Genomic DNA, 24433 nt, shown 5'->3' with positions numbered 1-24433 from the left:
TTTTTACTTTAACGGAATCTAGAATTTTTAGTAAGTTTGCACGCACATTTGAAAAACGGGTCGCGTAGCTCAGCTGGATAGAGCATCTGCCTTCTAAGCAGACGGTCGAAGGTTCGAATCCTTCCGCGATCACAAATAGTTTAAAGGCTTTGGATACTAATACGTTCTAAGGCCTTTTATATTCTATTCCCTTTTTGAACTAACAAAAACATTCCCTTTTTAAAGCTCAGGGTCTTACCCTTCTAAGAGTATTCTTTATCAGAATTGATCGATAAACGGAAAGACTCATTATCCAAAGTATCCAAATTGCACATTTACCGTTAATGCGTTTTCTTCTTGGCATTCCCAAACAATCAACATGGCCGATTCAAGCTGAAGTTCTGCTTTCTCCAGCTCGTATATTTCCAGTATGTCATTAACATCCAAAATACTGGAGACCAGTGTGTAGTTTGGCCCTTCAATAGAAAATTGGCGAGCCAGATAACCGGCTGTCGCATTGGCCAAGGTCCATGGAAAAATATTTGGGTTTGCAAAACGCGGGCTGTGCTCTAGGGCATTGCCCCAAAATTTAATCGATGAATCACTGCCTGCTGCGTTGGTGAGCAGGTATAAGGCACTTCGTACCCCATGAAACTGAAGCTGTTCTTTCCTAACATACTCGGCAAATAACTCTGCAATACCCTCTTCGTTCTCTCCCGTAATTTTGTATGTCTTCCAATTTACCTGCATTTCGAAAATTGGGTTATGGAATTAAGTCCCCCAAAAGCATAGCCACAGTTTAGTACCCTATTGATCGGTCGAGAGATGGGGGTGCTAGGAATTTCAAGTCCTAAATCTGAAGATTCCGTATTCACCGTTGGAGGTATTTTTTCATTAATAATGGAAAGAACACAAACAATGGCTTCAATGGCTGTTGCCGCACCAAGAGTGTGTCCGATATGGGCCTTTATACTCGAGACCCAAGGGATTTTCTCCTGAAAGGTTTTGCCAATGGCCCGAGCTTCGGAAGTATCGGAGAGTTTGGTGCCCGTACCATGCGAGCATACCCAATCGATAGAATTAAAATCAGTACTTGTCAAAGTCGAAAGTTGATAGAAGCATTGAACAATACCAGCCGAATCAGGTCGAGGTGCCGTGGGATGAAAGGCATCACACGTCAAGGCACAGCCATCAAGGGTAGCCAAGACTCTTGAACTAGGAGCCGCTCCCTCGACGCGTTCCAAAACCAAAAAACCCGCCCCTTCGCCCAATACCATACCGTCCCTATCAGCAGAGAAAGGGCGACACAATCCCGATGGAGACATGGCCCTAGCCCGACTAAAACCTGTCATGGCAATTTTGGAAAAGGGATCGACCCCACCAGCTATAGCAATATCAATATCCCCGGTTATCAACGCTTGGCGTGCCGCTTTTAACGCATAATTGCCTGCGGCACATGCCGTGGCGAAGCATCGGTGCATTATGATTTGAGGAAAATGTTTTCGAAGTTTCCGGCAAATTCCATCACCGGTATAGTCATGTGGAGCAATATCTCGGTTTCCCTCGGCTATGGCTTCAAATGCTGCACTCTCACCCATGGTCGTTCCGAGAAATAGCCCAATACGACTTTTAGAATTGGGACTTGCTTGTTGAAGTGCTTGTGAAATGGTTTTTTTGGCAAGTTCGAATCCCCGCCAAAGCGGATCACACTCTACATCAGAGATTCTATGTGCGTACGTATATTTAAAATTTAAAGTCCTTAGATCTTCCCACTCGCGAATACCGCATCGTTTTGAAATTAAGGCCTGCCAAAAATCCTCAATAGTGTCGGCGATTGAGCAAACAACGCCCATACCGGTAATTGCTATTAATTCAGATTGTCGCTGCATGATCGATATAATCAACAAGAAGTCCCATGGTAGCAATTTTAGGCCAGTCCTTATCAGGAATTTCTATCCGGTAGTCTTGTTCTACTCTCGCAATAAATTCTGCCATATCGAGGGAGTCTACACCCAAATCATCTTTAAAACGATCGTCGTTCGATTCAATCTTCATCTTCGGTTTAACTTCTGAAAAATGACGCAGTAGATTAGTTAGAATGTTCTGTTTCATGAATATGTTTTTATTTGTTGTACATGGGTCGAAACCTTTGAAGTACTATAAATAGGGGCCAAAGGATCCCCGATCAGTCGATAGGAAGCAAAGGCCGTTTTATTTTGCGGCATTGCTTCTACCACAAGATCACCTATAGATCTAGCACCTTTCAATAAGGCACTACAAAGGCCAACGGACCAACGAGTGTTGTCAGTATGTAAGGTGCTATCGACAGCACCAAAAGTTGCTGCACATTTTTGGTTCAGGACCAACTCTTCACAAAAAGAGAGTTTTGTGTTTTTCCGACTTGCTGTTTTGCAGCATAGTGAAAGTAATCCACCTATGGGTTCTCTTGTATTTTCTGTAAAATGATGGGCACGAAAACCGTAGTATCCTACCCATCCGATGGGGCGTCCATGACCAAAATAAGCGGCTAGGCCTACCCCCTCTTCCAAACCGTTTACGACATCTTCCCTTAGAATAACATCACTGCTCCATCGTAAGGGAACTGCCCTTTTATCTAAAATGTGCTCCATACGGTGCACCAACCTCGTAAATCTTGGATGTCTTTGTGATAAAAGGGCAACTACACAATCATCCTGTTCTCGGCTATGTACTCTTTCCAAGGTATTGGAAAACCTTAAAATATCTTCAGCATTTCTAAACGGTAGCCATCCTATAGGTATCTTTTTACTTCCTTTTATAATAAACGGAGCGTTACAGGCAGTTTTCGGGTGACGCCTTGCATTCCCTAAAATTAATATAGCGTCTTCCGATACATGTTGTATTTTGATAGTCTCCAAAGCATAGGTGGTACCATATCTTACCAAATTTACTCTTTTTACAAATTTTTCATAGACCTTCTTTAGGTGCAGAACATTTTCTTCCAGGTGAGAGCCAGAAGAAAATGTGGGCACGCAAAGTAAGAGCGTTTTATGCGGCTGCCTGTACTTCATCCACGTATTTTTGAAATGGTTCAATATCCGTACCTGATTCACCCAGTAAACGTGCCCTTACAAAGTACTGCATTAAAACTTGACCTTGCTGTTCCTCGTTAAAATCGGCAATAGTATTGTTATTGCTCAGCACAGTGGCCCCGCCTTCGCCCGTATAGAAGCCTTGCGACACATCTAATAAAGAAGTGGTTATGAATGTTGTGCCGGAAGCGTCTTCGACCTCTGTAGGTTGATAAAACGCATTTGGGATATTGATGGGTATATCTGAAGTTCCTTCATTATAACCATAATTATAACCTGACCCCACGGTCTGGGCAGCGATGGAATGAGCCATATAAACTGGCCCGATGTTTTGGTTTTGCCATATGTGGGTCAACTCATGTATCAGAGTACCCCTATTAAAATTATCGTCCACGTCAAAATTGATAAGATTACCGGTTACAAAGGCCCTTGAATCAGGATTATCATTGAAGAAATCCTGAATACCGAACACCACATCATTCAATGGGCCTTCTTGGGCAATGGCCATATTATCCCAGTCGATAGCGTTCCCAAATACAAACTGACCGTCTGCTATTTCCTCTGCCGTCAAGCTACGGTAACTTCCTAAAGTTTCAAATAAGATGGCGATAACCGTACCCAGAATTCCGGTCGAGATTTCAAACACGGCTTCTAGCATAGAAACAACATTCTCTCCTATATCGAGCAAGGTTTGCGTAACCTCATCGAGAAATTCCTCTCCGGCATCCACGACGGCCTGATAAATATTTTCTAAGCTTTGACCAATATCTCGTGCGGCTTGAATGAAGTTGTCCAAGGCCTGGTTCGGCTGTGTCATTACCTCTACAAGTAGTACTGCGAGAGCCACACCGATGGCCAAAGCACCTGCTACAACCTCACGAACTACTTCCAAGGCCTTCTGCGCCATCCAAGATACCAATTCCCTTACTCTATCGGCCGCATTCAATACCCCTTCCACAAATTTTCGGATACCTGGTATAAAATCGTTTTCAAGGTAGTTCAAGACATAATTTATTGAGTTTCCTACCCGTTCGGTGGCCTCTCCCAAAAGTTCCAAGGCCGTTTCCCCTGCAGAAATGGCCCAATCAATGACCTCCGAAATACGACTTCCTATATCTTCTATAATTTCTAATATTCTATCGAATACGGCATCGACCTGTTCTAATGCCCAATCCAAGACTTCCGTGACACTTTCCTTAACAAATCGAATAGCCAGAACGGTTTGTCTCCACAATTCGGAAGCAAGAGCTTCTCCGCGATCGAGCAACCATTCAAAGATATCACCCACTGGACCCAAGGCCTGTAGTATTCCATTCACAATTTTTCGGAATACGAAGTAGGTCGCTTCGGCCACAGACTCCAGCATTTCCGCAATTGTAGCACCTACATTCATGGCAGCTTCAATCAAGCGCGCGGCGGCCCTATATGTAAATTCGATCATCGACCGCGTAAATTCAAGAATTGTTCTTCCAATCGCGAACATTGCCTCTATCGTCTTTTCTAACAAATCGACAGTTAAATCATAGACGTCTTTTAAAAAGCCGACGACGGTCTTACCTAATTCAAAAGCAGCTTGAACCACTTTTTGTATCGCCGCCACGCTTTTAGTGGCAATAGTAGTAATAAGGTCTACAAAAGTTCTTCCTGCGGAGAGCAGACCGTCAACTACCTTGGTTGCCAGTTCGGCCGTAGTTTCGATTATAAAATCGGCAAACTCACCCAAGGTAGTGCCGATTTGCGCTGCGGCGCGCGCGACTTCGTTGACAAAATCAGCTGCTGCAGCAGCAGTCTCATTAATTATTTCGGCCAATGAGTTACCCAATTCACGAAAGGCACGAGTAACTTCTTCAACCAAATCTCTAGGTCGGGTAATTAATGTAACCATTATAGACCCAATAGTTTCACCAATTTCGATAAGCGCACGAACCGTATTACGAATTAAAGTGGCTCCAAACTGCAAAGCTTGCCATAAGATGTTACCGATAGTCTTACCGATTTCGATCAATGCCTCAACGCCACGTTTTATAAATTCATAGGTCTTTGTGGCTAACCAACTCAACAAATCGGCCAGAATTTCCCCCAATTGATCAATAGCCCTAAGTACGTCTTTTAAGATATCTGCGGCGAACTCAAAAACATCCTCCATTATTTCGAACAATGTTTTTCCAATTTGATTAATGGCCTCCACAAATTTTTTAACGACTTGATACCCGTATTCGGCCGCCGCTTTGAGCACTTCCCATATTTGCTTACCCGCTTCGAAAAGTGCCCTGGCCAAGTTTGAAATTTCATCCACAACCCAATTTATCACATCTTCGAAGGCTTCCACTAAATCTTCGAAAATATCGGTCAAACCGTCCACGATTGCCGTAACGGCATCCGCAATAGCATCGGCAACATCTTCAAAGAATTCGACTACCGCATCATCGGTTTCACCATCAGGAAAAACAGGGTCGTGACCTTCAATCTTCCGCATTTGAGCCCCTGCATCCCGTAGCCAATGCAGTACGTCTTTTAAACCCTCTTTATCTTTGTTGCCCTTTTCGTCAAGCACAAAATCTCGCATTAAGGTACGAGTTTGTTGACGAGGCAATTGGCTCATGGCGTGTACGACTCCCCGACCTTGATTCGCTCTTCGATATCCCTTTATCACAGCCGCCCTTTCCATTTTTTCCATTTGAGCCACCCCTTGAAAAAATTCGCGCTGTTCCTTTAGGTCGCCCACGTTCTTTGCATATGCTTCTGAAAGTTTTATGGCTTTGTTCTCACTCTCCCGAAACATCAATTTTACTGCAGGCGCAAGTTCTACAGCTTTGTATTTACATTTTTTTATTGCTTCGTCAATTGATTTTTTACTTCGAAAAGACGCTTTGGTCACGGCATCGACGATTGCATTCTTACCAGTAACATACCTCGTCTTTTTTAACTGATCCGTCCTTTTCGTACGCTTGACTTCATTTTCTTTTGCGGTGGGCTTTTTCGATAATTTTTTCCCTGAGGAAGATTTGGTCGAGGATGTTTTTTTCTTTGCCATGATGGTTTATCTTTAGTTATAATGAATTCTTCTAAAACCGCTATTGTAGAATTTCGATTGACGTATTCTTTTTAAAGATAATTTAGCAGGCTTTCAAAAAAATGAAGATTTGTACCATTCGTAAGAAATAGTGTATAAATCGTATAGAAAATAAGTTATTCGAAAGATGTCGCCCAGACGAAACAATAGGGCAGTGAACGTTTAGTACATGCTATTCAACCCATAGGAATTTCGCTTTTGACTAAAACAAATTTCAGGCATGAATTCATATCGACTAAGTACACTATCAGTTATGGCATTCTATGTAGTTCATTGAAAGCTCTTTCTTTCCGAAAAGTTGCGCGGCTAAATCTTTTGCCGTAACCCGAAAAAGTATATTAGAATAACAGGTTTTGTCTCAGGAGAATACCCCAGTATAAAAATACTTCGGACTCAACTTGTACGTACAAGTTAAAACTCTTATTTTTATATTCTTTTAAAGATGGATTTGATAATCCAAATAACACCATGAACTATAAATCGCTTACCCGTAGGAGTTTTATAAAAAAATCAGGCTTAGGCCTTGGTGGTGTCCTATCGACCCCGGACTTATCGAGATATACGTTTCTAGACAGTCATAAAAATAATATTCCCGTGAATGCCCACCTTTGGGTCTATGCCAGTAAATTCCCCCCGCATTGGGATTGTACTCCTATTCTCGATACGGTTTTTGCAGATTTACGCTATGCGGGCATTGAAGGTGTTGAAATTATGGAGGCCCAATTGCGACATCAGGATTCAGTGTCAAGAATCAACGATTTAATTAAAAAAAATGGCCTTCCCGTTTCAGGTTCTTCCTATGGGGTCGGATTTAATATGTGGGACCAGGAACAGCACGAATCAATTATGAAAGATATCCATTTGGTCGTTCCCCGATTGGCCAAAGTCGGAGGAAAGACCTTCGGAATTTCAGTTGGTAGTAAAAAAGAACCCAAATCAGAGGCGGAATTGGATGCGCAAGCCAATATTTTAGGACAAATTAGAAAAGTCTGCCAAGATCATGGCATACTTCCAAATTTACATAACCATACGTACGAGGTTGAGAATGACATGCACGATTTAAAAGGTACACTAAGCCGGATTCCGGATTTTAAATTAGGTCCAGATCTGAACTGGCTTATACGAGGCGGTGTCGAGCCCGTAGATTTCATTCAAACCTATGGTGATCAAATAGTCTATCTTCATATAAGGGACCAATATAACGATGGCACATGGACAGAATATTTGGGTCAGGGAACAACTGATTTCAAAAGTATTGCCGAGGCTTTGAAAGCGGTAAATTTTAAAGGTCAAGCAGCTATTGAACTTGCATTTCCCAATGAATTTGAACCCGAAAATGAGTTACGGGAAGACTGGAAGATGAGTAGATCATTCGTGCGCCAAACATTCGGCTGGTAGCTCGTAGATGATATAAATGTACCCGCTGAGGAAGTAAAGACAATATAGTAAAATGAACGTAAATAAAGGTCTGTCTGAAATCTTATGATCCAATCGTAACGTCGTTTTCTACTTTAGATGAATTTTTATCAATGCTACAAAACTTAAATTTTTTATCATGAGAATCGCAATGCTGGGCTCTGGTTTCATTGCCCGATTTTATGCCGAATCGTTGCACGCACAACGAAGAAAAGACCGTGTGGTTATGGTATACTCAAGAAATGAATCGAACGCAAAACGTTTTTCAGATGATTACGGCCTGCCCTACTATAGTACCTCCATGGAAGAAGCCATTGCTCATCCAGAGGTTGATGTCGTTTTGATATCTCTTCCCAATCATTTACACGAAGCTGCCGTGCTTGAATGTGCAAAGGCCAAAAAACATGTCATTTGTACTAAACCATTAGGAAGAACCGCGGAAGAGGCCAAGCGCATGCTCGATGCCGTTGAAGAAGCGGGGATTTTTGGTGGATATTTGGAAGACCTTTGTTATACCCCTAAGTTTTTGAAATCTATGGAAAGCGTAAAAAGGGGCGATATAGGCCGCGTGCTATGGGCGAAATCAAGGGAAACGCACCCAGGGCCACATAGCGATTGGTTTTGGGATAAGGAAAAGTCGGGAGGAGGCGCCATTATCGACTTGGGTTGCCACTGTGTTGAAATCAGCCGAAATTTTATAGGAAAAAATATTAAACCCTTAGAAGTCATGTGCTGGGCCGATACCCAAGTACACCCCATCGAAGCCGAAGACCACGCTATTGGTCTCGTAAAATATGCCAACGGCGCTATCGGTCAGTTTGAGGTGAGTTGGACCTTCAGGGGTGGGATGGACCTAAGGGACGAAGTGATGGGTACCGAAGGAACAATTTGGGTCAATAGTTTTTTACGTACCGGGTTTGAAATGTTCACCACCGGAAAAGGTGGGGACGGGTATGTGGCAGAAAAAGCCGAATCGAATACGGGCTGGCTTTTCCCCGTCGGGGACGAGGCCCACGAATTGGGGTACCCCCATATGTTTACCGATATGTTTTCGGCCATTGAAGAAAATCGTGATCCGCTAGAAACCTTTTATGATGGTTACGTGGTGAATGCCATACTCGATGCCGCCTTTGCATCCGCAGAAAGTAAGGTTTGGGAGCCGGTTATTTTAGAGGACTGGCGTGGTGACCATCCTAGCGAAAATCAAAAACAGTGGCAGTCTTATGATGAAGCGCATTATTTGATCAAAAAGGAAATATTACCCAATGGATATGTCACCGTCATCTTAAAACACAAAGAAACAGGACAAATGTCACGAAAGGTGACCGTTGCCGAATGAGCTTCAATGGATTTTAAAAACACCTCATTTATTATTATGGGAGGCACCACTGGAATGGGCCTTGCCGCTGCTATTTCCCTAAAAGAGAAGGGCGCCAATATCTTAGTGGTCGGCAGAAATTCCAAAAGCTGTAAAAAAGCAAAGGAGGTCTTGGGAAAGGACAGCATTTCGTTGAGCGGAGATGCTACAGATCCTACTACCATAGAGACGGCCATCAAAATGGCCCACGAAACCTTTGGAAACATTACCGGCCTTTTTCACGTGGCGGGAGGTAGTGGCAGAAAATGGGGAGATGGGCCCTTGGACAAAATGACGATTGAGGGCTGGAACAAAACCTTTGAATTGAACCTAACCTCACTAATGCTATCCAACAGGGCCATGATCAATTATTTTTTGAATCACAAAGCCGATGGGGTCATATTGAATATGGGCTCGGTTCTTGGCTTTAGTCCTTCTCCTAAATACTTTGTCACCCATGCCTACGCCGCTGCAAAATCCGCTATTATCGGATTTTCCAAATCTATTGCCTCGTACTATGCACCTAACAATATTAGGGTAAACGTCATCGCCCCAAGCCTATTTATTACACCGATGGCCAAAAGAGCGGCCTCAGATGAGAAGATCCTGTCTTTTTTAAAAACCAAACAACCATTGGATGGAGGTCGCCCCGGAGCATCGGAAGACATCAATAGCGCCGTATGTATGTTCTTGCATCCAGATTCCAAATTTATAACCGGACAAGTACTGGCTGTTGACGGGGGTTGGACACTTAGCGAAGGCCAATATCGCTGAATATGGGAAAAGAAAACTACTTTTTGGGTATCGATATCGGAGGAACGAAAATAAAAACGGTCATCTTGAAAAATAACGGCGAGGTGGTGGAGCAAGACGAAGTTTTTACCGAAGATCGAGCTACTGAAAAGGAACTTTGGAAGAAAAAAATTATTCAAACCATCACTGAAAAGTCACAGGACTATAGCAATGACTCCCATCACCCATTACACTGCGGTATCTCGGCACCCGGACTTGTAGATGCGCAAAACAGAACGGTGTTGCACATGCCGGAGCGACTTAAGGGTATCGAAAAATTTGATTGGTCTGCAGTCATAGGAAAGCCCATCGCGATAGTGAATGATGGCCATTCGGCCTGTCTTGCCGAATACGAGTTCATTTATCGATCGGCCGGTATCAAACATCTTTTGATGCTAACCCTGGGAACGGGCGTAGGTGGCGGCATTATTATCAATGGTGAACTATATCAAGGCCATCTGCAGCGTGCAGGCCATGTGGGTCATATGACACTGAATAGTTTTGGAACGCCTACCATGACCAATATGCCCGGAAGCCTGGAATACGAGTTCGGCAATTTTTCTGTCTCCGAACGGACCGAAGGGCGTTTTAATAGTGTACGTGAATTGGTAAAGGCCTATGAAAACGGAGATGTCCAAGCCGGAAAATGGTGGTTAAGATCAGTTCGAAAACTAGCGGCCGCCCTAGCTTCACTTACCAATATCATCGCTCCTGAATGTATTGTTCTTGGTGGTGGAATTATGGAAGGGGCAGGTGATTCGCTCCTAGGTCCTTTAAAAAAAGTCATGGCAGACTACGAATGGCGGCCGGGAGGCTATAATGTTGAAATAAAACAGGCCGAATTGGGACGTTTCGCAGGTGCGATCGGAGCCGCCCTGTTTGTAAAAAATAAAATCAATTGTACATGAGTGTAACGCAACAATACTTAGCAAAAGGAAAACAGATAATTTCCATAATAGCCGAACAGGAACCTCTGATTCGGGAAATTGCCCAATTATTTGCCAACTCTATTCTGGAGGGGCGCATGGTGCATATGTTCGGATCCGGGCATAGCCGTATGATGGTGGAAGAAATGTGGCCCCGATATGGATCTTTTCCAGGATTTAACCCCATTGTCGAATTATCGCTTTCCTTTCACAATATGGTAACAGGAGCCAATGGGCAACGACAGGCCATGTTCTTGGAAAACGTCCCTGGATTGGCAGCAAGAATTTTAAGAAATTTCGATACCAACGAAAAGGATTCGGCCTTGGTCGTTTCTTCCAGCGGATGCAATGTCGTTCCCATTGAAATGGCCGAAGAATTTCAAAAACGTAAGATTAAGGTCGTAGCCCTGGTGAGTAAAAAACATTCGGAGGGTAGCACCTCCAAAAAATCCGACGGCAGAAAACTGACCGACTTTGCCGATTATGTTTTAGATACCGGGGCACCGCTTGGCGATGCCATGATTTACCTCGACGGCCTGGACACCCCGGTTGCGCCTGGATCGACCCTGGGGGGCGTACTCTTGATCAATTGCCTCAAGGCCGAAATCGCTCAAATTCTGCACGACAACGGAAAATCACCAAAGGTACTGAGTAGCGGTAAAATTGTCGGGGAGCAGCGAGCCGTTGAACTTTTCGAATCCGCTTATGACGAGCATGCGCACTTGATGGCCAAACTCTACGAGAACGTAGGTCCACAAAATGCTGCTCGATGAAATTTAATCCGGCCATATCATATCAATTTGAAACCGACATTCTGGTTATCGGTAGTGGCAGTGCAGGGTCTAGCGCTGCCCTAGCCGCATCGCATGGAAAGCACAAAGTAACCCTAGTAGAGCGCTATGGTTTTCCAGGAGGCACCTCTACCCAAATGTTGGATACTTTCTACGGCTTTTTTACTCCCTCTGAAAATCCCAAAAAAATAGTTGGCGGCATACCCGATCAAGTAGTTAATCTTTTAAACCGTTCAGGAAATATTTTCTTACGACCCAACACCTACGGGGCAGGTACAGGAGTCAACTATAATCCTGAAAAATTGAAACAGGTATGGGACGATTTATTATCAGTTCGAGGTATAAGGCTCTTTTATCATACGACCTTAGTCGGAGTCGAAACTACAGGGGAGACGACTAGAGCAGTCTTCTTTCATAAAGGCATCGGTTTTTTTACTATAACGGCCAAAAGAGTCATCGATGCGTCGGGTGATGCCGATTATTGTCACTGGGCCGGTATTCCATATGAACGGGCCGGTGAAAAAGAACCTCCCCAGAGCTTAACCACGACTTTTAGAATGTGTAATGTAGAAAATGACGAATTCGAAGCTGCAGGTGGAAAAAAAATGCTACAAGAAAAAATGGAGGAGGCTTATGCACGGGATACGCATCCCCTACCGCGAAAAAAGGGATCGGCCCACGAAATGTGTCAGCCCAAGTGTATCTCTACTGTTGCGGTAAAAGTAGTAGACCTTGATCCCCTTGACCCTTACGATATGACCAACGCTGAAATCGAGGGGCGCCGTCAAGCCTTTGTGTTCGAAGATTTTTTCAGGTCAGAAATACCCGGATATCAAAATGCCAAAATCATTGGGCTTTCCAATCAAATTGGTGTTCGTGAAACCCGCAGGGTATATGGGGAGTACCGATTGACCAAAGAAGACTGCATGTCGGCCAAAAAATTCAATGACCAGATATTCCTATGCGGCGCCCCGATCGAAGACCACCGAAAATCAAACACCGGCGAATCGGAAACCTTTTGGGAATATGTTCCTAAGGGAGGGGCCTATGGGGTACCATATGGTACTATTGTACCCAAAAATGAGAATACGACTTGGGCAGTAGGCCGTTGTTTTTCTGCCACCCACGATGCCCACGCCTCTTGCCGTTCCATGGCCCAAACCATGAGTATGGGGCAAGCGGCGGGCCTTGCAGCCATAATTTCAATGGAAACCGATCAGAGCGCCAAAAACATCGATATACACCAATTACAAGATGCTTTGATTCAATTGGGCGCCGTGTTGGAACTTCCGCAAAAAGTTGCCGATACTTCGAGACGAGGTTGGGCCAATAATTTCAAACAATGAGGGATCAGTTTTTCAGAACTGTCCTAGGAGACAGAGCTCCAGCAGAAATGGGGCTGACCTATGCCCATGAGCATATTATTATTGAAGATGGCTATGTAACGGCCAGACATCCTGAGTTTTTATTAAACGATGTAGACCGCATTTCTGAAGAACTGAGCAATTTTTATACTATTGGCGGACGTACGGTAGTAGATACTATGCCTGCCAATGCCGGACGAAATGTGTTGAAATCGGTAGAAGTAAGCCAAAATAGTGGTGTACAAATAATTGTGCCTACAGGGATACACTTGGAAATCTATTATCCCGAAAACCATTGGCGCTACGCATATTCCGAAGACCAACTCGCAGCCCTCTTCATTAGTGATATTCAAGAAGGCATCGATCAATTTGATTATTCAGGGCCCTTTGTTCAAAGAACCCCTCATCGCGCAGGACTTATAAAGTTGGCTACGGGCGACGAGCCGATTACCAAACATCAGGAGAAGATTTTTAGAGCGGTAGTCCATGCCCACCTTGCAACTGGCGCTCCCATATTGACGCATACAAATCATGGTAAACAGGCAGTAGAGCAGGCTCTTCTTTTTCAAAAATTGGGGGCGAACCTCGAACATGTCGTACTTTCCCACGTCGATCGAGCCAAGGAAATTGCTTATAATAAACAAGTATTGGACACAGGCGTTCGGGTAGAGTATGACAGTGCCTTTCGGTGGCCCAATGACGGGCCGAACTATACCTTACAGCTCTTGGAAAAATTGCTTCCCCAATACCCCTCGCAAATCACTTTAGGGATGGATATGGCTAAAAATAGCTACTGGAAAAGCTATGGGGGTTCACCCGGCCTAAACTACCTTATCGAGACTATTCCCGCTTTTCTGGCCTCAAAAGGCTTGCAAGATTATTATCAAAATCTATTTTTTGACAATCCTCGTATATTGTACTCCTTTTTCAAGTCTGAAGCCCACATAACAGATTAATGTTACGAAAAGCGTCCGTTTCTCTCCTATTGGTTTTTTGAAGGTAATTCATAGAGTTATTAACAACGTTGTTGAAAACTTGATGCTAATTCTTAAAAACTAGATCTTTTCGAAATAAAATCTTAGGCATGGTTATTATAAATTAGCCCTATATATCCAACCAACAAAAATCAGGGGGCAAATGGACTTTATAACCGTATTCGATTTCTTCTTAAGTGTGCTCTTTGTAGTGGCGGTTTTAGTGCTTGTATTTCAAAACGGGAAAGCCAAGATTACCCGTATTTTGAAAAAATGAACGGTTCTTTTTGGGATCGTAACATACCCCTGAACTCAAATCCCTGTTGGTAACTTAAATATCTTACAGCGCTTTCACTATACATCATTCTTTCAGACACCATCAGCTTATCAAAAGTACGGGTAATGGGTACCTGAAAAAAGTGTTCTGCAAACCTACTTTCTTGGCTATTTGATTGAACGAAAGGGTATCTTTCTAAAATTTCAAAGAAAATAACTGTTTCGAATTGGATATTCGGCAGTATGACAATATAGGTCGCCGTACAGGTTTAATTCAGGACGGCTTGTACGAAACCTAACGGAGATATGTAAAATCGGATCTTCGGGGTCGATATTCAGTTTTTTAGCAACATCGATACCAGCTGTTTTGGCTTTCAACTCCTGTTCAGCTCCCATAATTTCGATAAGATAATCTTGACTTAAGGTTTTAAAAAAAGAACCTTCAACGAACTCATTCGAACCAATGACTTTCAATGCATTTTTGGCGTACCAATTATTTTCCAACACCACAGGGGTACCATTGATATGACGTACCCGTTGAAAATAAACGCAAGGCGACTTTTTCTCCTCTTCCGTGAGGGAAAATGGAATAACTGGGTCCCATTCCACTATTTTGGGCTCTTCGGTCACCACGGTCTTTACATTGTAATCTATGGCACCGGAAAAACCTTTTATGGTCAAAAGCCCCAAAGACTTACCTCTTTCCAAGACTTTACTGCCCCTGCCGTGTTCTTTTTGAATAAACCCTTCACGTAACAATTCGTCAAGGGCCTTTCTGACGGTCGTTCTTGTGGTATCGAACTGGTTGCAAAGATCATGTTCCGAAGGTAAATAGGTATCTACTGGATATTTACCGGTTTGTATGCGCTTTTTGACATACCCTTGAATTTGCTCGTATTTTTTAGTCTTTTTCAAATGCCGATTCTATCAGTTTTCAGATTTATCATACGAATCTATGATGTACAGCAAATGTAAACAATATGAAATTTAATACAACCCCCAACTTGTACATACAAGTTGTTTTGACTAAATTAGCCATAGTTGGTTGATTAACTAATTTTTTTTTATGAGCAAACCCATCAGGACAACCGTTATAGGCAGCTACCCCTTTCCAGGTTGGCTGGAATTCGTTTCCCAGAATCTAGATAAGTTTGGAGCAGCTGATATTGAGGAAGCCATTGAAGATGCCGTTACAACGGCCATTCATGACCAAGTTAGAGCTGGACTTGACGTTATCACCGATGGGGAACAAACGCGGTTGGATTTCAACCTCTCCTTTTATGGTTTCATTCAAGGTATACGGAATAATACTTCAGCTACTCGAAAATTCGGTCCTGCCGCTCATGATCAAAGGGGCAAACATGATATTGTAGGCAATTTGACAGCTCCCAATGGACTAGGTGCCGTTGCCGAATACGAAAGATTAAAACGATTGGCACCTGAAGGACCTATACTAAAAGCCAGTATTCCAGGTCCGTACACTCTGTCGGGCCGCTTACTTCCCAACAATACCTATAAAGATAGATATGAGATTACCGAAGCATTACTGCCAATCGTACGCCGAGAACTTGAAGCCTTGATCGAGGCCGGATGTAAAGAAATTACTGTAGACGAACCCTCTATGAGTTGCTATGCCTATAAAGCCGACACCAAGCGGTTTGTCGACATATTCAATCGTACTGTAGCACCGATAAGTGGAAAATGTAACCTAAGCACACACCTGTGTTTTGGAAATTTTAAGGGAAGACCTGTGGGATATAGAAGCATAAAACCCATGTTGCCCGATTTTTTAGATTTAAATGTCAACGAGATTCATGTGGAAATGGCCAATCGCGAATTTTCGGAAATCGAACTACTCGCACCTTTTGCTGAAAAAATGAACGTGGCCGTCGGTATTATCGACGTGAAAAACTATTATATCGAATCGGTCGAAGATGTGGTCGACCGTATCAACCGCTGCCTCACCTATGTACCGGCCGAAAAATTATCGGTAGCACCCGATTGCGGATTGAGCCAAACAGCACGCTGGGCTGCTAAACAAAAACTTTTTAATATGGTTGCAGGTGCCAAAAAAATTAGGGAATCGTTATGACCACCCTGATTCCAGCCCTAAAGAAAGGCCGAGCACTCGTTGATGAAATAAACGCTTCGTACGAAAAGCTTAAGGGTTTCCGATTATGGTGGCTAGGGCAAAGCGGCTATTTGCTACAGTGGAAAAGAAAACAGGTGCTTATAGACCCCTACCTTTCCGACTCCTTGACCAAAAAGTACGCCAATACCGAGAAACCCCATATCCGAATGAGTGAATTGACGTTGCGCCCAGAGCTCTTGGAAAACATTTCCATAGTCACCTCCAGTCATAACCATACCGACCATTTAGACGCGGAAACCCTCATACCGGTTTTGAAAAATAATCCGAACATAAAATTTATTGTTCCAGAAGCGAACCGCCAGTTTGTAAGCCAAAGAGTACACTGCGCCCCAGATTTTCCGATCGGAATGAACGAAGGTGTATCCAGAACGATCGAAGGGTTTACCTTTACCGGTATTCCTGCCAAACACAATGAATTGGAACGCGATGAAAACGGAAATTGCAAATACTTGGGCTATGTAATACAATTTGGCCCATATACTGTTTATCATAGTGGCGATACCCTTTGGTTTGATAATATGGTCGAATTACTCGGCGCATATCAAATTGATGTGGCCATCTTGCCAATTAACGGCAATGAACCATCCCGTAAGGTTGCGGGCAATCTAACTATTGAAGAAGCCGTTCGCCTGGGGAAGGCCATAAATGCCTCCTATGTTATACCATGTCACTACGATATGTTTACTTTTAATACGGCTGATGTAAGCGATTTTAAAGTAAAGGCCCAGCAATCGCACCAACAGTTTAAAGTGTTGCTGGGGGGCGAGTATTTTTCACTTAATAAAGAATGAAGGTCATGCAAAAAAAAATAGGTTCTCCATCTCTTGCTATTCTCGGTATTATCTTAGGATTTTTAACCACGTTGAGTTGTTCGGACCCCAGAAAGAGCACCTACGAAACACCTGACCTGAACTTTAAGACTACAGTTGAAAAGGGTCTCATCATACCTGAAAACTGGGAGGTTACACTTTGGGCGGAATCGCCTTCACTCTATAACCCGACGAATATCGATGTTGATGCCAAGGGAAGAGTCTGGGTCACCGAGGCCGTAAATTACAGGGATTTCAATAACGACCCAAAAAAACACCTTAGTTTTGAAAAAGGTGACCGCATTATGATATTAGAGGATACCAATGGCGATGGGGTCAGCGATTCATCAAAGGTATTTGTTCAAGACGAAGATTTAGTGGCCCCAATGGGCATTGCCGTGGTGGGCAACAAAGTATTCGTGTCCTGTGCACCCTCGCTTTTTGTTTACACGGATGAAAATGGTGACGATATACCCGACAAAAAAGAAGTATTCTTAACAGGTTTTGGTGGTTTCGACCACGACCACAGTCTGCATTCACTCGTCGCAGGACCTGATGGAAAATATTATTTCAATACCGGTAATGCCGGCCCCCACCACGTGGTGGACAAATCAGGTTGGGAGTTGCGCTCAGGAAGTGTTTATACCGGTGGCACGCCGTACAACGATAAAAATGAACCCGCCCAAGTCAGTGATGACGACCGTATTTGGGTTGGTGGACTTGCCCTTCGTATCAATCCCGATGGCACGGGACTTAAGGTGATGGGACACAACTTTCGAAATAGCTACGAAGTAGCTCTTGATTCTTATGGAAATATGTGGCAGAACGACAATGATGACCAAGTCGTGACCTGTAGGGTTACGTGGCTTATGGAAGGGGGTAATGCGGGATATTTCAGCGCAAATGGGAAACGAACTTGGCAAGCCGATAGAAAACCGGAGCAAGAAGTTTTCAGTGCGCATTGGCATCAAGAAGATCCAGGGGTCATACCAGCTGGAGACAATACAGGGGCCGGCTCGCCCACAGGGGTCCTGGTATATGAAGGAGATGCCTTTGGCCCAGAATATAGGGGAATGCTTCTCAGTGCCGATGCGGGCCGGAATGTTATCTTCGCCTATCAACCTTCGAAAAAGGGGGCAGGATTCGATCTTAAAAGACGAGATCTCGTCACCTCGGTACAAGAATCGACCGAGGGATATGTGTGGAACGAAATAGACGACGATGAAAGGAAGTGGTTCCGTCCAAGTGATGTGGCCGCTAGTACCGACGGGTCGATATATATCGCCGACTGGTATGATCCCGTGGTGGGAGGTCACCAAATGATGGATAGTGTCGGGTATGGTAGAATTTATCGTCTCACACCGAAAGGAAAGGAACTTAAAACACCAAAAATAGACCTAACAACCAAAGAAGGCCAAATTGAAGCCCTCTTAAGTCCCGCGATAAACGTTCGCAATTCAGGGTTTCAAAAATTGGTTTCACAAGGAGAAGAGGCCATTGAAAAAGTGCAGGAAATTCTAAAAGACGACAACCCTTACCACAGCGCAAGGGCGATCTGGCTCCTTTCGGAATTAGGCCAAAGAGGCAGCGAAATCGTCGTCAACGTCTTAAAAAATGAACCTGATCCCCGACTTCGAGTGGTGGCCTACAGGGCACTTAGACAGCATCACGATTCTATTGTACAATATGCGAATTTAGCGGTCGACGACCCAGCCCCCGAGGTTCGAAGGGAAGTAGCTATATCGCTGAGGGACGAATCGTGGGAAGACAGTAAAGGTTTGATCAAAAAGCTGTATCATGAATATGACGGTTTAGACCTTTGGTATCTCGAGGCCCTTGGTATAGCTTCTGAAGATAAGGAAGAAGAAGTGTTTTCAGATTTGGTACTGGAACAGCCTAAAAGCCCTACGGAATGGCAAGATAAATTTGCCTCTTTGGTTTGGAGATTACATCCAACATCAGCGGCGCCAGCTTTGAAAGAACGCGCCATGGCCGAAACTTTAAATGAAGAGCAAAAAAGACAGGCCATAACTGCTTTGGCGTTTATAAAGGATGAAGAGGCCGTGAAGGCCATGTTGGAACTGAGTGAACATAACGACAATGCCATTGTAAAGAATCTAGCGCAATGGTGGGTCGATTTTAGGAAAACCAATGATTGGTACTCCCTGTGGGACTGGCAATCGGAAAGCGGCGTTAATTTTGACATTCCCGATCAAATTGCCGCCCTTGAGAATACCCTTATGAACGCATCGAATTCGATGGAGGAACGGACAAATGCTGGTCAAAAATTGGCAACCACCCTTATAGGTGGCCGGCTCCTCATCAATTTAGCGGCAGAAAACAGACTTCCGGAAACACTCCTAGAAAAGCTTTCCGAAGCTATTTTTAGCAACCCGGAAATGGAAATTAGAACCTTGGCAGCCGACTATTTTAAAAAACCTGAAGAAGAAAAATATATAATCCCCGATATCATAGCTTTGAGCGGCAATGAGTCGGAAGGTGAAAATATATTCATTACCAAATGCGCAACCTGCCACACGAATGGCGCATTTGGAAACGACATAGGGCCTGATTTAACTGCTATTGGTAAAAAATTCGACAAATCGGCGATGCTCGACGCCATAATCCATCCAAATGCCTCCATCGTTTTTGGCTACGAGCCCATAATGATCAAGACCAAAAGCGGTCAGGCCTTTTACGGCTTTTTGTTATCTGAAGGGGAAACAACGGTAATCAAAGATATGGGCGGGAAGCAAATTGTTATCGCTCCCAGTGATATCGAAACGAAAGAGCACATGAAAACAAGTATAATGCCCAATGCAAAAGCTCTAGGACTAACCAATCAAAATTTGGCCGATTTATCGACCTATCTATTGACCCTTAAAAAGAGTAGTTCATAACCCCTTAAACACGAAGACCATGAATCGAAAAATGTCAAGAAGAAACGCCTTGAAATCTACCATGGCATTGGCCGGTCTTACCTATTTAGAAAATTGGAATATTCTATCCTCTACGACCAAGTCAAAAGTAAAAATTGGAGCTTGTGATTGGTCCATCGGAAAAATGGCAGATGTAGCGGCTATTCCCTTGGCAAAAAAGATAGGTCTCGATGGTGTTCAAATCAGTTTGGGAACCTTGGACAACAACATGCACTTACGACAAAAAAATATACAGCAACAATACCAGCATGCCTTTGCCAAATATGGAATAACCATGGGGGGTATCGCCATAGGTGAAATGAACAACATTCCCTACAAATCCGATGCGAGGGCAGAAAAATGGGTTTCCGACAGTATCGATGTGGCCAAAGCTATGAACTGTAAAGTAGTTTTATTGGCTTTTTTCTATAATGGAGATTTAAAAAATGATATAGAAGGCACAAAGGAGACTATCAAAAGATTAAAAAAGGTTGCACCAAAGGCAGAAGACCATGGTATCATACTAGGTATTGAATCGTGGCTAAGTGCCCAAGAACATATGGAGATATTGGATGCCGTAAACTCACCAAATGTCAAAGTATATTACGATGTGGCCAACTCAAACAAGATGGGGTATGATATCTACCAAGAAATCCAGGCCTTGGGCAAGGAACATATTTGCGAATTTCACGCCAAGGAGAACGGCTTTCTTTTGGGCCAAGGCCGTATCGATTTCCAAAGGTTCGGTAAAATTTTACACAACATCGGTTACGAGGGATGGGTGCAAATTGAAGGTGCTGTGCCTGAAAACGGAGACATGTTCAAAAGCTATGTACATAATAACACCTTCATTCGTTCGGCCCTAGAGGTGTAAGCATAAGCACCCTACTCCGCTAAGAAAGTATCAAGAAATCTTGTCAAGCTCCGTATTAATAAAATCAATTTCTTCCGTACTAAGCTCTAAATTCACCGCCTTTGCGTTCTGCACGGATTGATTTGCATTTCGGGCACCGGCCAGGGCAATAGTAATTCCTGGTCGCTCCAACGTCCATTTTAAGACAAGTTGCGCCAAAGTTGCGTTCTTTTGTTCAGCCAGGGGTCGTACTTTTTCGAGGAAGGTATTGGTTCTTGAAATGCTCTCATCGGTAAACGATGGATTCGAGGCGCGATGGTCACCTTCTTCAAATTTTTGTCCTGGCTTCATCTTACCGGTCAGCAGACCTCTTTCGAGAGGGCTATATGCCAAAATGGCCTTGTTATTTTCGATACAGTAGGGGACCACTTCATCTTCGATACCACGCTTGACCATGCTAAAAGGCACTTGGTTTGAGGCCAACTTTACATACTTCTCGGCCTCCTTCATTTGCTCGACATTATAGTTACACACCCCGGCATGGCGCACCTTACCCTCTTTGATAAGTTCCGCAACGGTTTCGAAGGTCTCCTGAATCGGGGTAGTACTCTCCGGCCAATGTATTTGGTACAAATCGATGTAATCCGTTCCTAATCGCTTAAGGCTATCCTCGACTTCCTTTTTTATACTTTCCCTACCGGCGTATTTATAAATGTCTATTTCCTTGCCCTGATTGTTCTTACTATGAAAGGCAAAATCTCCTTTTTCCAAGTCCCACCGCATACCGAATTTGGTCAAAATTTGCACCTTATCTCGTGGAATATCCTTGATGGCCTCCCCCACAATTTCCTCACTGGTACCCTGCCCGTAAATAGGTGCCGTATCAATGGAGGTAACGCCTAAATCGTAAGCACTTTGTATAGCTTTAATAGCATCGTTCGCATCATTTCCTCCCCACATCCATCCACCGGCAGCCCATGCACCGAAAGTAATTGCTGAAACTGCTAAATCTGTTTCTCCTAAATTTCTATATTCCATATCGTACTTTACCAATTTTATATTATTACTAGTTTCACTTTTCGTTTTTGTCTCTATACGTCATAACCTCTTCCTCCGTTACAGGGGTCGCCGTATTGCCAAAACTATTTCTGATATACGAGCTAATATGTGCGATCTCCATATCACTCAGGGCTCGAAATGAGGGCATGGCATTCGAATAGGTCGAACCGTTGACTTCAAGACCTACATTGGAACCGTTCAATACTATACCCAGAAGCCTATCTTTATCACCTACTACATATTCCGTAGCAATTAGTGGAGGATTAAGACCAGAAACACCTGAGCCGTCAGTTTGATGGCATATCATACAGTGTTCTGCATAGAGGGCTTGGCCTTCAATATAGGCTGTATCCGCTGTAACTTTTTTAGAATCAGCTTTGACTTGTTCATCCTTTGCTTCATTCGTGGTATTAGAACGATTCTTTTCATTAGACAAGTTGCAACTTTGAAAAATCAGTACTATTCCAGTTAACAAGAAAAAACTTCTTGCAACCGTTGATTCTTGATGCATACTCAATGGGTTCCGTTGTATACAATTCTGAACAACGTACCTCCGGAATCATCGGAAACGTATAACGACCCATCAGGACCTTGCGCCAAACCTGTTGGCCTGTGTTTTGCTGCATCGGGTGACCGTATCACCTCGGCACCTGCAAAGTTATCGGCAAAAATTTCCCAATCGCCACTCGGGGTACCCTCTTTAAAAGGCACAAAGGCCACCATATACCCTTCCTGTTCTTCAGGAGCCCTATTCCAAGAACCATGAAAGGCAATGAACGCCCCATTTTTATACTTCTCAGGAAACATATCGCCGGTATAGAAGAGCAAGGCATTCGGTGCCATGTGTCCTGGAAAGGCAGTCACTGGATCTATAGCATCTTCACCTCCAGTTTTTTTTCCATCTCCCCCATATTCGGGAGCTAGTATCTTTTTTTCTTGAATTTGGTCGTAATAGATATAGGGCCATCCCGCATCATCCCCCTTTTCGATCATATAAAGGGTCTCCGCGGGAAGTTCGGCAGATTCTTCTGTATCGAACATTTCAGGAAAAAGGGTATGTAGCATGTCTCTTCCATGTTGGGTAACAAATAATTTATTGTTGCTTTTATTCCAGTCTAATCCAACGACGTTTCGCAATCCGGTGGCATATCGCTCTCCTTCTGGGTAAGACTGTTTCAACTTATCGATTCTAAATTGCCATATGCCCCCGGCAGAATCCAGTATGGGACAAGGGTTCATAGCTGGTGACCCTTTAGTACGGTCTTCTTCCTGACATGCATTCGAATACGCCCCGATATTCACATAAATGTTACCCATACCATCAAGTGTGAAGGATTTACTGGCATGAGAACGTCTATTGATCAATTTCGTTACCAAGGTATCAGGGCTCTCAGTATTCGTTGCTTCTCCATTGGCATCAAGTGGATACCGAAAAATAGTCTCGTCAGAAGAGGCATACAGGTAGTTATCATCCAAATTGATACCGGTTCCCCCATAATCACCAAAGCCTTTTTGCGTATCGACCACTCCGTCACCATCATTGTCGGTGAGGTATAAAATACCTTTACCATCAACGGTTTCCCTAAGTTTTACATAGATACCACCTGTAGGGGTCACCGCTATATGCCGTGGCTTACCCAGTGAATCTGCGACCTTGATTACGCCAAAGCCCTCGGGCACTTCAATACCTGCATTGTCGGCGGCTATGGCCAATTTAGGCCCGGCAGGCGTATCATTCTTGACTTCCTCGCCGCATGCAACTACTAAAACAAGGGCCAACAGTATAAGAAAATTTACTTTTTTCAATAGTGATGTTTTCATAGCTATTTATCTTTCTTTTGTTCTTAAAGGGGCTTTAAAAATATTCTTCGGATTTTAGACACCGTATTCGCATATTCTTCTAGACCGCTCATGGCCTTCCATTCCGGATGCGAAATAAATTTCTCCCAATTCGCATCACGTTCCTCCATATCTTTGAAGTTGAGCATATAAGTCAGGCACGGCCGATAGGGGCCAATAATCATTTCGCCAAAGAATACGGGATGCAACCCGGTTTTTAAAAAGATATCGATTTCACCCTTATTGAACATTTTTATCTTTCTCCTTACGGCGTCTTCACTATACCCTTCATAAGTACGAAGCTCAAACAAAGAGGCCCCGTCTATGGGTGCGCTCATCTGGGGCATCCCGTCGAATGCCAAGAGCAATGAAGATTCAAACCTTTCATAAAGGGCCTTATCAATAGTTAGGGCGTTATAATCGGCTGCCATTTTCACATACTCCGAATCGGAATTCAGACTTTGGGCTTTCATGAAGCTTTCAGCATCCGGATAATTGATGAAGACCCGAATTCTTTTGGGATCGGAAACACCATATTCCTGAAGTATCAGAAGATGATCGACACCCATTTTTTGTAATGACTTCTTAAGAGCATTCTCGAGATAGTCAAATAGTAATTGTTGATCGGCCCGAAACTTGATTTCGTACGTGCGAATCTCGTACAATTCCTTTTGGGCTAAGTTAAAATTCGTAGAACCTGCCATACCCGTTAATGGAATAGCACTTGCAGCCGCTGCAGCACCAATAAATTTTCGTCTTTTCATTATTTGTTGCGTATCATTTC

The 24433-nt window shown here is 43.6% G+C and carries 21 protein-coding genes and 1 tRNA gene; 12 read left to right on the top strand and 10 right to left on the bottom strand.

What is annotated here, in order from left to right; all coding sequences use genetic code 11:
* The first annotated feature begins 58 nt into the window (after positions 1 to 58).
* Positions 59 to 132, top strand: a tRNA-Arg gene (locus F2B13_RS16145).
* Positions 133 to 288: 156 nt separating this feature from the next.
* On the opposite strand, the gene F2B13_RS16140 is transcribed toward F2B13_RS16145, so the two are convergent.
* Genes F2B13_RS16140 through F2B13_RS16120 form a run of 5 tightly spaced genes read right to left on the bottom strand, consistent with a single transcriptional unit; the run spans position 289 to position 6084 of the window.
* Positions 289 to 729, bottom strand: coding sequence for a hypothetical protein (locus tag F2B13_RS16140; RefSeq protein WP_149276819.1), 441 nt, complete (start codon positions 727 to 729; stop codon positions 289 to 291).
* On the bottom strand, positions 720 to 1868 hold the full coding sequence (locus tag F2B13_RS16135) for a beta-ketoacyl-[acyl-carrier-protein] synthase family protein (RefSeq protein ID WP_149276818.1): 1149 nt from the start codon (positions 1866 to 1868) through the stop codon (positions 720 to 722). The genes F2B13_RS16140 and F2B13_RS16135 overlap by 10 nt, the downstream gene beginning before the upstream one ends.
* Positions 1852 to 2091, bottom strand: a complete 240-nt coding sequence (locus F2B13_RS16130; RefSeq protein ID WP_149276817.1) for a phosphopantetheine-binding protein — start codon at positions 2089 to 2091, stop codon at positions 1852 to 1854. The genes F2B13_RS16135 and F2B13_RS16130 overlap by 17 nt, the downstream gene beginning before the upstream one ends.
* Positions 2088 to 3029: a C25 family cysteine peptidase gene (locus F2B13_RS16125; RefSeq protein ID WP_149276816.1), complete on the bottom strand. Its 942-nt coding sequence runs from the start codon at positions 3027 to 3029 to the stop codon at positions 2088 to 2090. The genes F2B13_RS16130 and F2B13_RS16125 overlap by 4 nt, the downstream gene beginning before the upstream one ends.
* Complete coding sequence (locus tag F2B13_RS16120; RefSeq protein ID WP_149276815.1) at positions 3007 to 6084, bottom strand: hypothetical protein; 3078 nt, start codon at positions 6082 to 6084, stop codon at positions 3007 to 3009. Before F2B13_RS16120 ends, F2B13_RS16125 begins: the two co-directional genes overlap by 23 nt.
* Before the next feature lie 507 nt (positions 6085 to 6591).
* Between F2B13_RS16120 and F2B13_RS16115 the strand changes: the two genes are divergently transcribed.
* From F2B13_RS16115 to F2B13_RS16085, 7 genes are all read left to right on the top strand, one after another.
* Positions 6592 to 7521 (top strand): sugar phosphate isomerase/epimerase family protein, encoded by a 930-nt coding sequence (locus tag F2B13_RS16115; RefSeq protein WP_149276814.1) that lies wholly within the window; start codon positions 6592 to 6594, stop codon positions 7519 to 7521.
* A gap of 157 nt (positions 7522 to 7678) precedes the next feature.
* Complete coding sequence (locus tag F2B13_RS16110) at positions 7679 to 8878, top strand: Gfo/Idh/MocA family protein (protein ID WP_149304650.1); 1200 nt, start codon at positions 7679 to 7681, stop codon at positions 8876 to 8878.
* A gap of 6 nt (positions 8879 to 8884) precedes the next feature.
* Entirely contained in the window at positions 8885 to 9670 is a 786-nt protein-coding gene (locus tag F2B13_RS16105) for an SDR family NAD(P)-dependent oxidoreductase (RefSeq protein ID WP_149276812.1), read from the top strand.
* A gap of 2 nt (positions 9671 to 9672) precedes the next feature.
* Positions 9673 to 10596: an ROK family protein gene (locus tag F2B13_RS16100; RefSeq protein WP_149276811.1), complete on the top strand. Its 924-nt coding sequence runs from the start codon at positions 9673 to 9675 to the stop codon at positions 10594 to 10596.
* Positions 10593 to 11387 (top strand): sugar isomerase domain-containing protein, encoded by a 795-nt coding sequence (locus F2B13_RS16095; RefSeq protein WP_149276810.1) that lies wholly within the window; start codon positions 10593 to 10595, stop codon positions 11385 to 11387. Before F2B13_RS16100 ends, F2B13_RS16095 begins: the two co-directional genes overlap by 4 nt.
* Positions 11384 to 12751, top strand: coding sequence for an FAD-dependent oxidoreductase (locus F2B13_RS16090; protein WP_149276809.1), 1368 nt, complete (start codon positions 11384 to 11386; stop codon positions 12749 to 12751). The genes F2B13_RS16095 and F2B13_RS16090 overlap by 4 nt, the downstream gene beginning before the upstream one ends.
* Positions 12748 to 13725: a phosphotriesterase family protein gene (locus F2B13_RS16085; protein ID WP_149276808.1), complete on the top strand. Its 978-nt coding sequence runs from the start codon at positions 12748 to 12750 to the stop codon at positions 13723 to 13725. Before F2B13_RS16090 ends, F2B13_RS16085 begins: the two co-directional genes overlap by 4 nt.
* 498 nt (positions 13726 to 14223) lie before the next feature.
* Here F2B13_RS16085 and F2B13_RS16080 read toward each other — a convergent pair whose 3' ends face one another.
* Positions 14224 to 14934 (bottom strand): GntR family transcriptional regulator, encoded by a 711-nt coding sequence (locus F2B13_RS16080; RefSeq protein ID WP_149276807.1) that lies wholly within the window; start codon positions 14932 to 14934, stop codon positions 14224 to 14226.
* Positions 14935 to 15085: 151 nt separating this feature from the next.
* Here F2B13_RS16080 and F2B13_RS16075 point away from each other — a divergent pair, with 151 nt between their 5' ends.
* The 4 genes from F2B13_RS16075 to F2B13_RS16060 are packed head-to-tail and all read left to right on the top strand — an operon-like array spanning position 15086 to position 20772.
* The gene (locus tag F2B13_RS16075) at positions 15086 to 16111 is read left to right on the top strand and encodes a cobalamin-independent methionine synthase II family protein (RefSeq protein ID WP_149304649.1); all 1026 of its coding nucleotides are present in this window, start codon (positions 15086 to 15088) and stop codon (positions 16109 to 16111) included.
* Positions 16108 to 16962, top strand: coding sequence for an MBL fold metallo-hydrolase (locus F2B13_RS16070; RefSeq protein ID WP_149276805.1), 855 nt, complete (start codon positions 16108 to 16110; stop codon positions 16960 to 16962). The genes F2B13_RS16075 and F2B13_RS16070 overlap by 4 nt, the downstream gene beginning before the upstream one ends.
* A gap of 5 nt (positions 16963 to 16967) precedes the next feature.
* A complete protein-coding gene (locus tag F2B13_RS16065; RefSeq protein ID WP_232623046.1) occupies positions 16968 to 19880 on the top strand; it encodes a PVC-type heme-binding CxxCH protein in 2913 nt (970 codons plus the stop codon).
* A gap of 19 nt (positions 19881 to 19899) precedes the next feature.
* Positions 19900 to 20772 (top strand): sugar phosphate isomerase/epimerase family protein, encoded by an 873-nt coding sequence (locus tag F2B13_RS16060; RefSeq protein WP_198439856.1) that lies wholly within the window; start codon positions 19900 to 19902, stop codon positions 20770 to 20772.
* Between the two features lie 30 nt (positions 20773 to 20802).
* Here F2B13_RS16060 and F2B13_RS16055 read toward each other — a convergent pair whose 3' ends face one another.
* Genes F2B13_RS16055 through F2B13_RS16040 form a run of 4 tightly spaced genes read right to left on the bottom strand, consistent with a single transcriptional unit; the run spans position 20803 to position 24413 of the window.
* Positions 20803 to 21789 (bottom strand): aldo/keto reductase, encoded by a 987-nt coding sequence (locus tag F2B13_RS16055; RefSeq protein ID WP_149276803.1) that lies wholly within the window; start codon positions 21787 to 21789, stop codon positions 20803 to 20805.
* A 34-nt stretch (positions 21790 to 21823) separates the two neighbouring features.
* The gene (locus F2B13_RS16050; protein ID WP_149276802.1) at positions 21824 to 22321 is read right to left on the bottom strand and encodes a c-type cytochrome; all 498 of its coding nucleotides are present in this window, start codon (positions 22319 to 22321) and stop codon (positions 21824 to 21826) included.
* 2 nt (positions 22322 to 22323) lie between these two features.
* A complete protein-coding gene (locus tag F2B13_RS16045; RefSeq protein ID WP_149276801.1) occupies positions 22324 to 23631 on the bottom strand; it encodes a PQQ-dependent sugar dehydrogenase in 1308 nt (435 codons plus the stop codon).
* Positions 23632 to 23654: 23 nt separating this feature from the next.
* Entirely contained in the window at positions 23655 to 24413 is a 759-nt protein-coding gene (locus F2B13_RS16040; protein WP_149304648.1) for an NIPSNAP family protein, read from the bottom strand.
* Positions 24414 to 24433: the final 20 nt, after the last annotated feature.

It is taken from the genome of Pareuzebyella sediminis (assembly GCF_008367235.1).
Classification (GTDB): Bacteria; Bacteroidota; Bacteroidia; order Flavobacteriales; family Flavobacteriaceae; genus Pareuzebyella; species Pareuzebyella sediminis.
Note: the sequence above shows the minus strand (reverse complement) of the source record. Positions and strands in the feature narration are given on the sequence as shown.

Coding starts and splice junctions, on each gene's coding strand:
- F2B13_RS16115 (WP_149276814.1), top strand. CDS start 6,592: ATGAACTATAAATCGCTTACCCGTAGGAGTTTTATAAAAAAATCAGGC.
- F2B13_RS16060 (WP_198439856.1), top strand. CDS start 19,900: ATGAATCGAAAAATGTCAAGAAGAAACGCCTTGAAATCTACCATGGCA.
- F2B13_RS16135 (WP_149276818.1), bottom strand. CDS start 1,868: ATGCAGCGACAATCTGAATTAATAGCAATTACCGGTATGGGCGTTGTT.
- F2B13_RS16055 (WP_149276803.1), bottom strand. CDS start 21,789: ATGGAATATAGAAATTTAGGAGAAACAGATTTAGCAGTTTCAGCAATT.
- F2B13_RS16050 (WP_149276802.1), bottom strand. CDS start 22,321: ATGCATCAAGAATCAACGGTTGCAAGAAGTTTTTTCTTGTTAACTGGA.
- F2B13_RS16085 (WP_149276808.1), top strand. CDS start 12,748: ATGAGGGATCAGTTTTTCAGAACTGTCCTAGGAGACAGAGCTCCAGCA.
- F2B13_RS16095 (WP_149276810.1), top strand. CDS start 10,593: ATGAGTGTAACGCAACAATACTTAGCAAAAGGAAAACAGATAATTTCC.
- F2B13_RS16110 (WP_149304650.1), top strand. CDS start 7,679: ATGAGAATCGCAATGCTGGGCTCTGGTTTCATTGCCCGATTTTATGCC.
- F2B13_RS16140 (WP_149276819.1), bottom strand. CDS start 729: ATGCAGGTAAATTGGAAGACATACAAAATTACGGGAGAGAACGAAGAG.
- F2B13_RS16065 (WP_232623046.1), top strand. CDS start 16,968: ATGCAAAAAAAAATAGGTTCTCCATCTCTTGCTATTCTCGGTATTATC.
- F2B13_RS16125 (WP_149276816.1), bottom strand. CDS start 3,029: ATGAAGTACAGGCAGCCGCATAAAACGCTCTTACTTTGCGTGCCCACA.
- F2B13_RS16045 (WP_149276801.1), bottom strand. CDS start 23,631: ATGAAAACATCACTATTGAAAAAAGTAAATTTTCTTATACTGTTGGCC.
- F2B13_RS16090 (WP_149276809.1), top strand. CDS start 11,384: ATGAAATTTAATCCGGCCATATCATATCAATTTGAAACCGACATTCTG.
- F2B13_RS16130 (WP_149276817.1), bottom strand. CDS start 2,091: ATGAAACAGAACATTCTAACTAATCTACTGCGTCATTTTTCAGAAGTT.
- F2B13_RS16040 (WP_149304648.1), bottom strand. CDS start 24,413: ATGAAAAGACGAAAATTTATTGGTGCTGCAGCGGCTGCAAGTGCTATT.
- F2B13_RS16075 (WP_149304649.1), top strand. CDS start 15,086: ATGAGCAAACCCATCAGGACAACCGTTATAGGCAGCTACCCCTTTCCA.
- F2B13_RS16120 (WP_149276815.1), bottom strand. CDS start 6,084: ATGGCAAAGAAAAAAACATCCTCGACCAAATCTTCCTCAGGGAAAAAA.
- F2B13_RS16100 (WP_149276811.1), top strand. CDS start 9,673: ATGGGAAAAGAAAACTACTTTTTGGGTATCGATATCGGAGGAACGAAA.
- F2B13_RS16070 (WP_149276805.1), top strand. CDS start 16,108: ATGACCACCCTGATTCCAGCCCTAAAGAAAGGCCGAGCACTCGTTGAT.
- F2B13_RS16105 (WP_149276812.1), top strand. CDS start 8,885: ATGGATTTTAAAAACACCTCATTTATTATTATGGGAGGCACCACTGGA.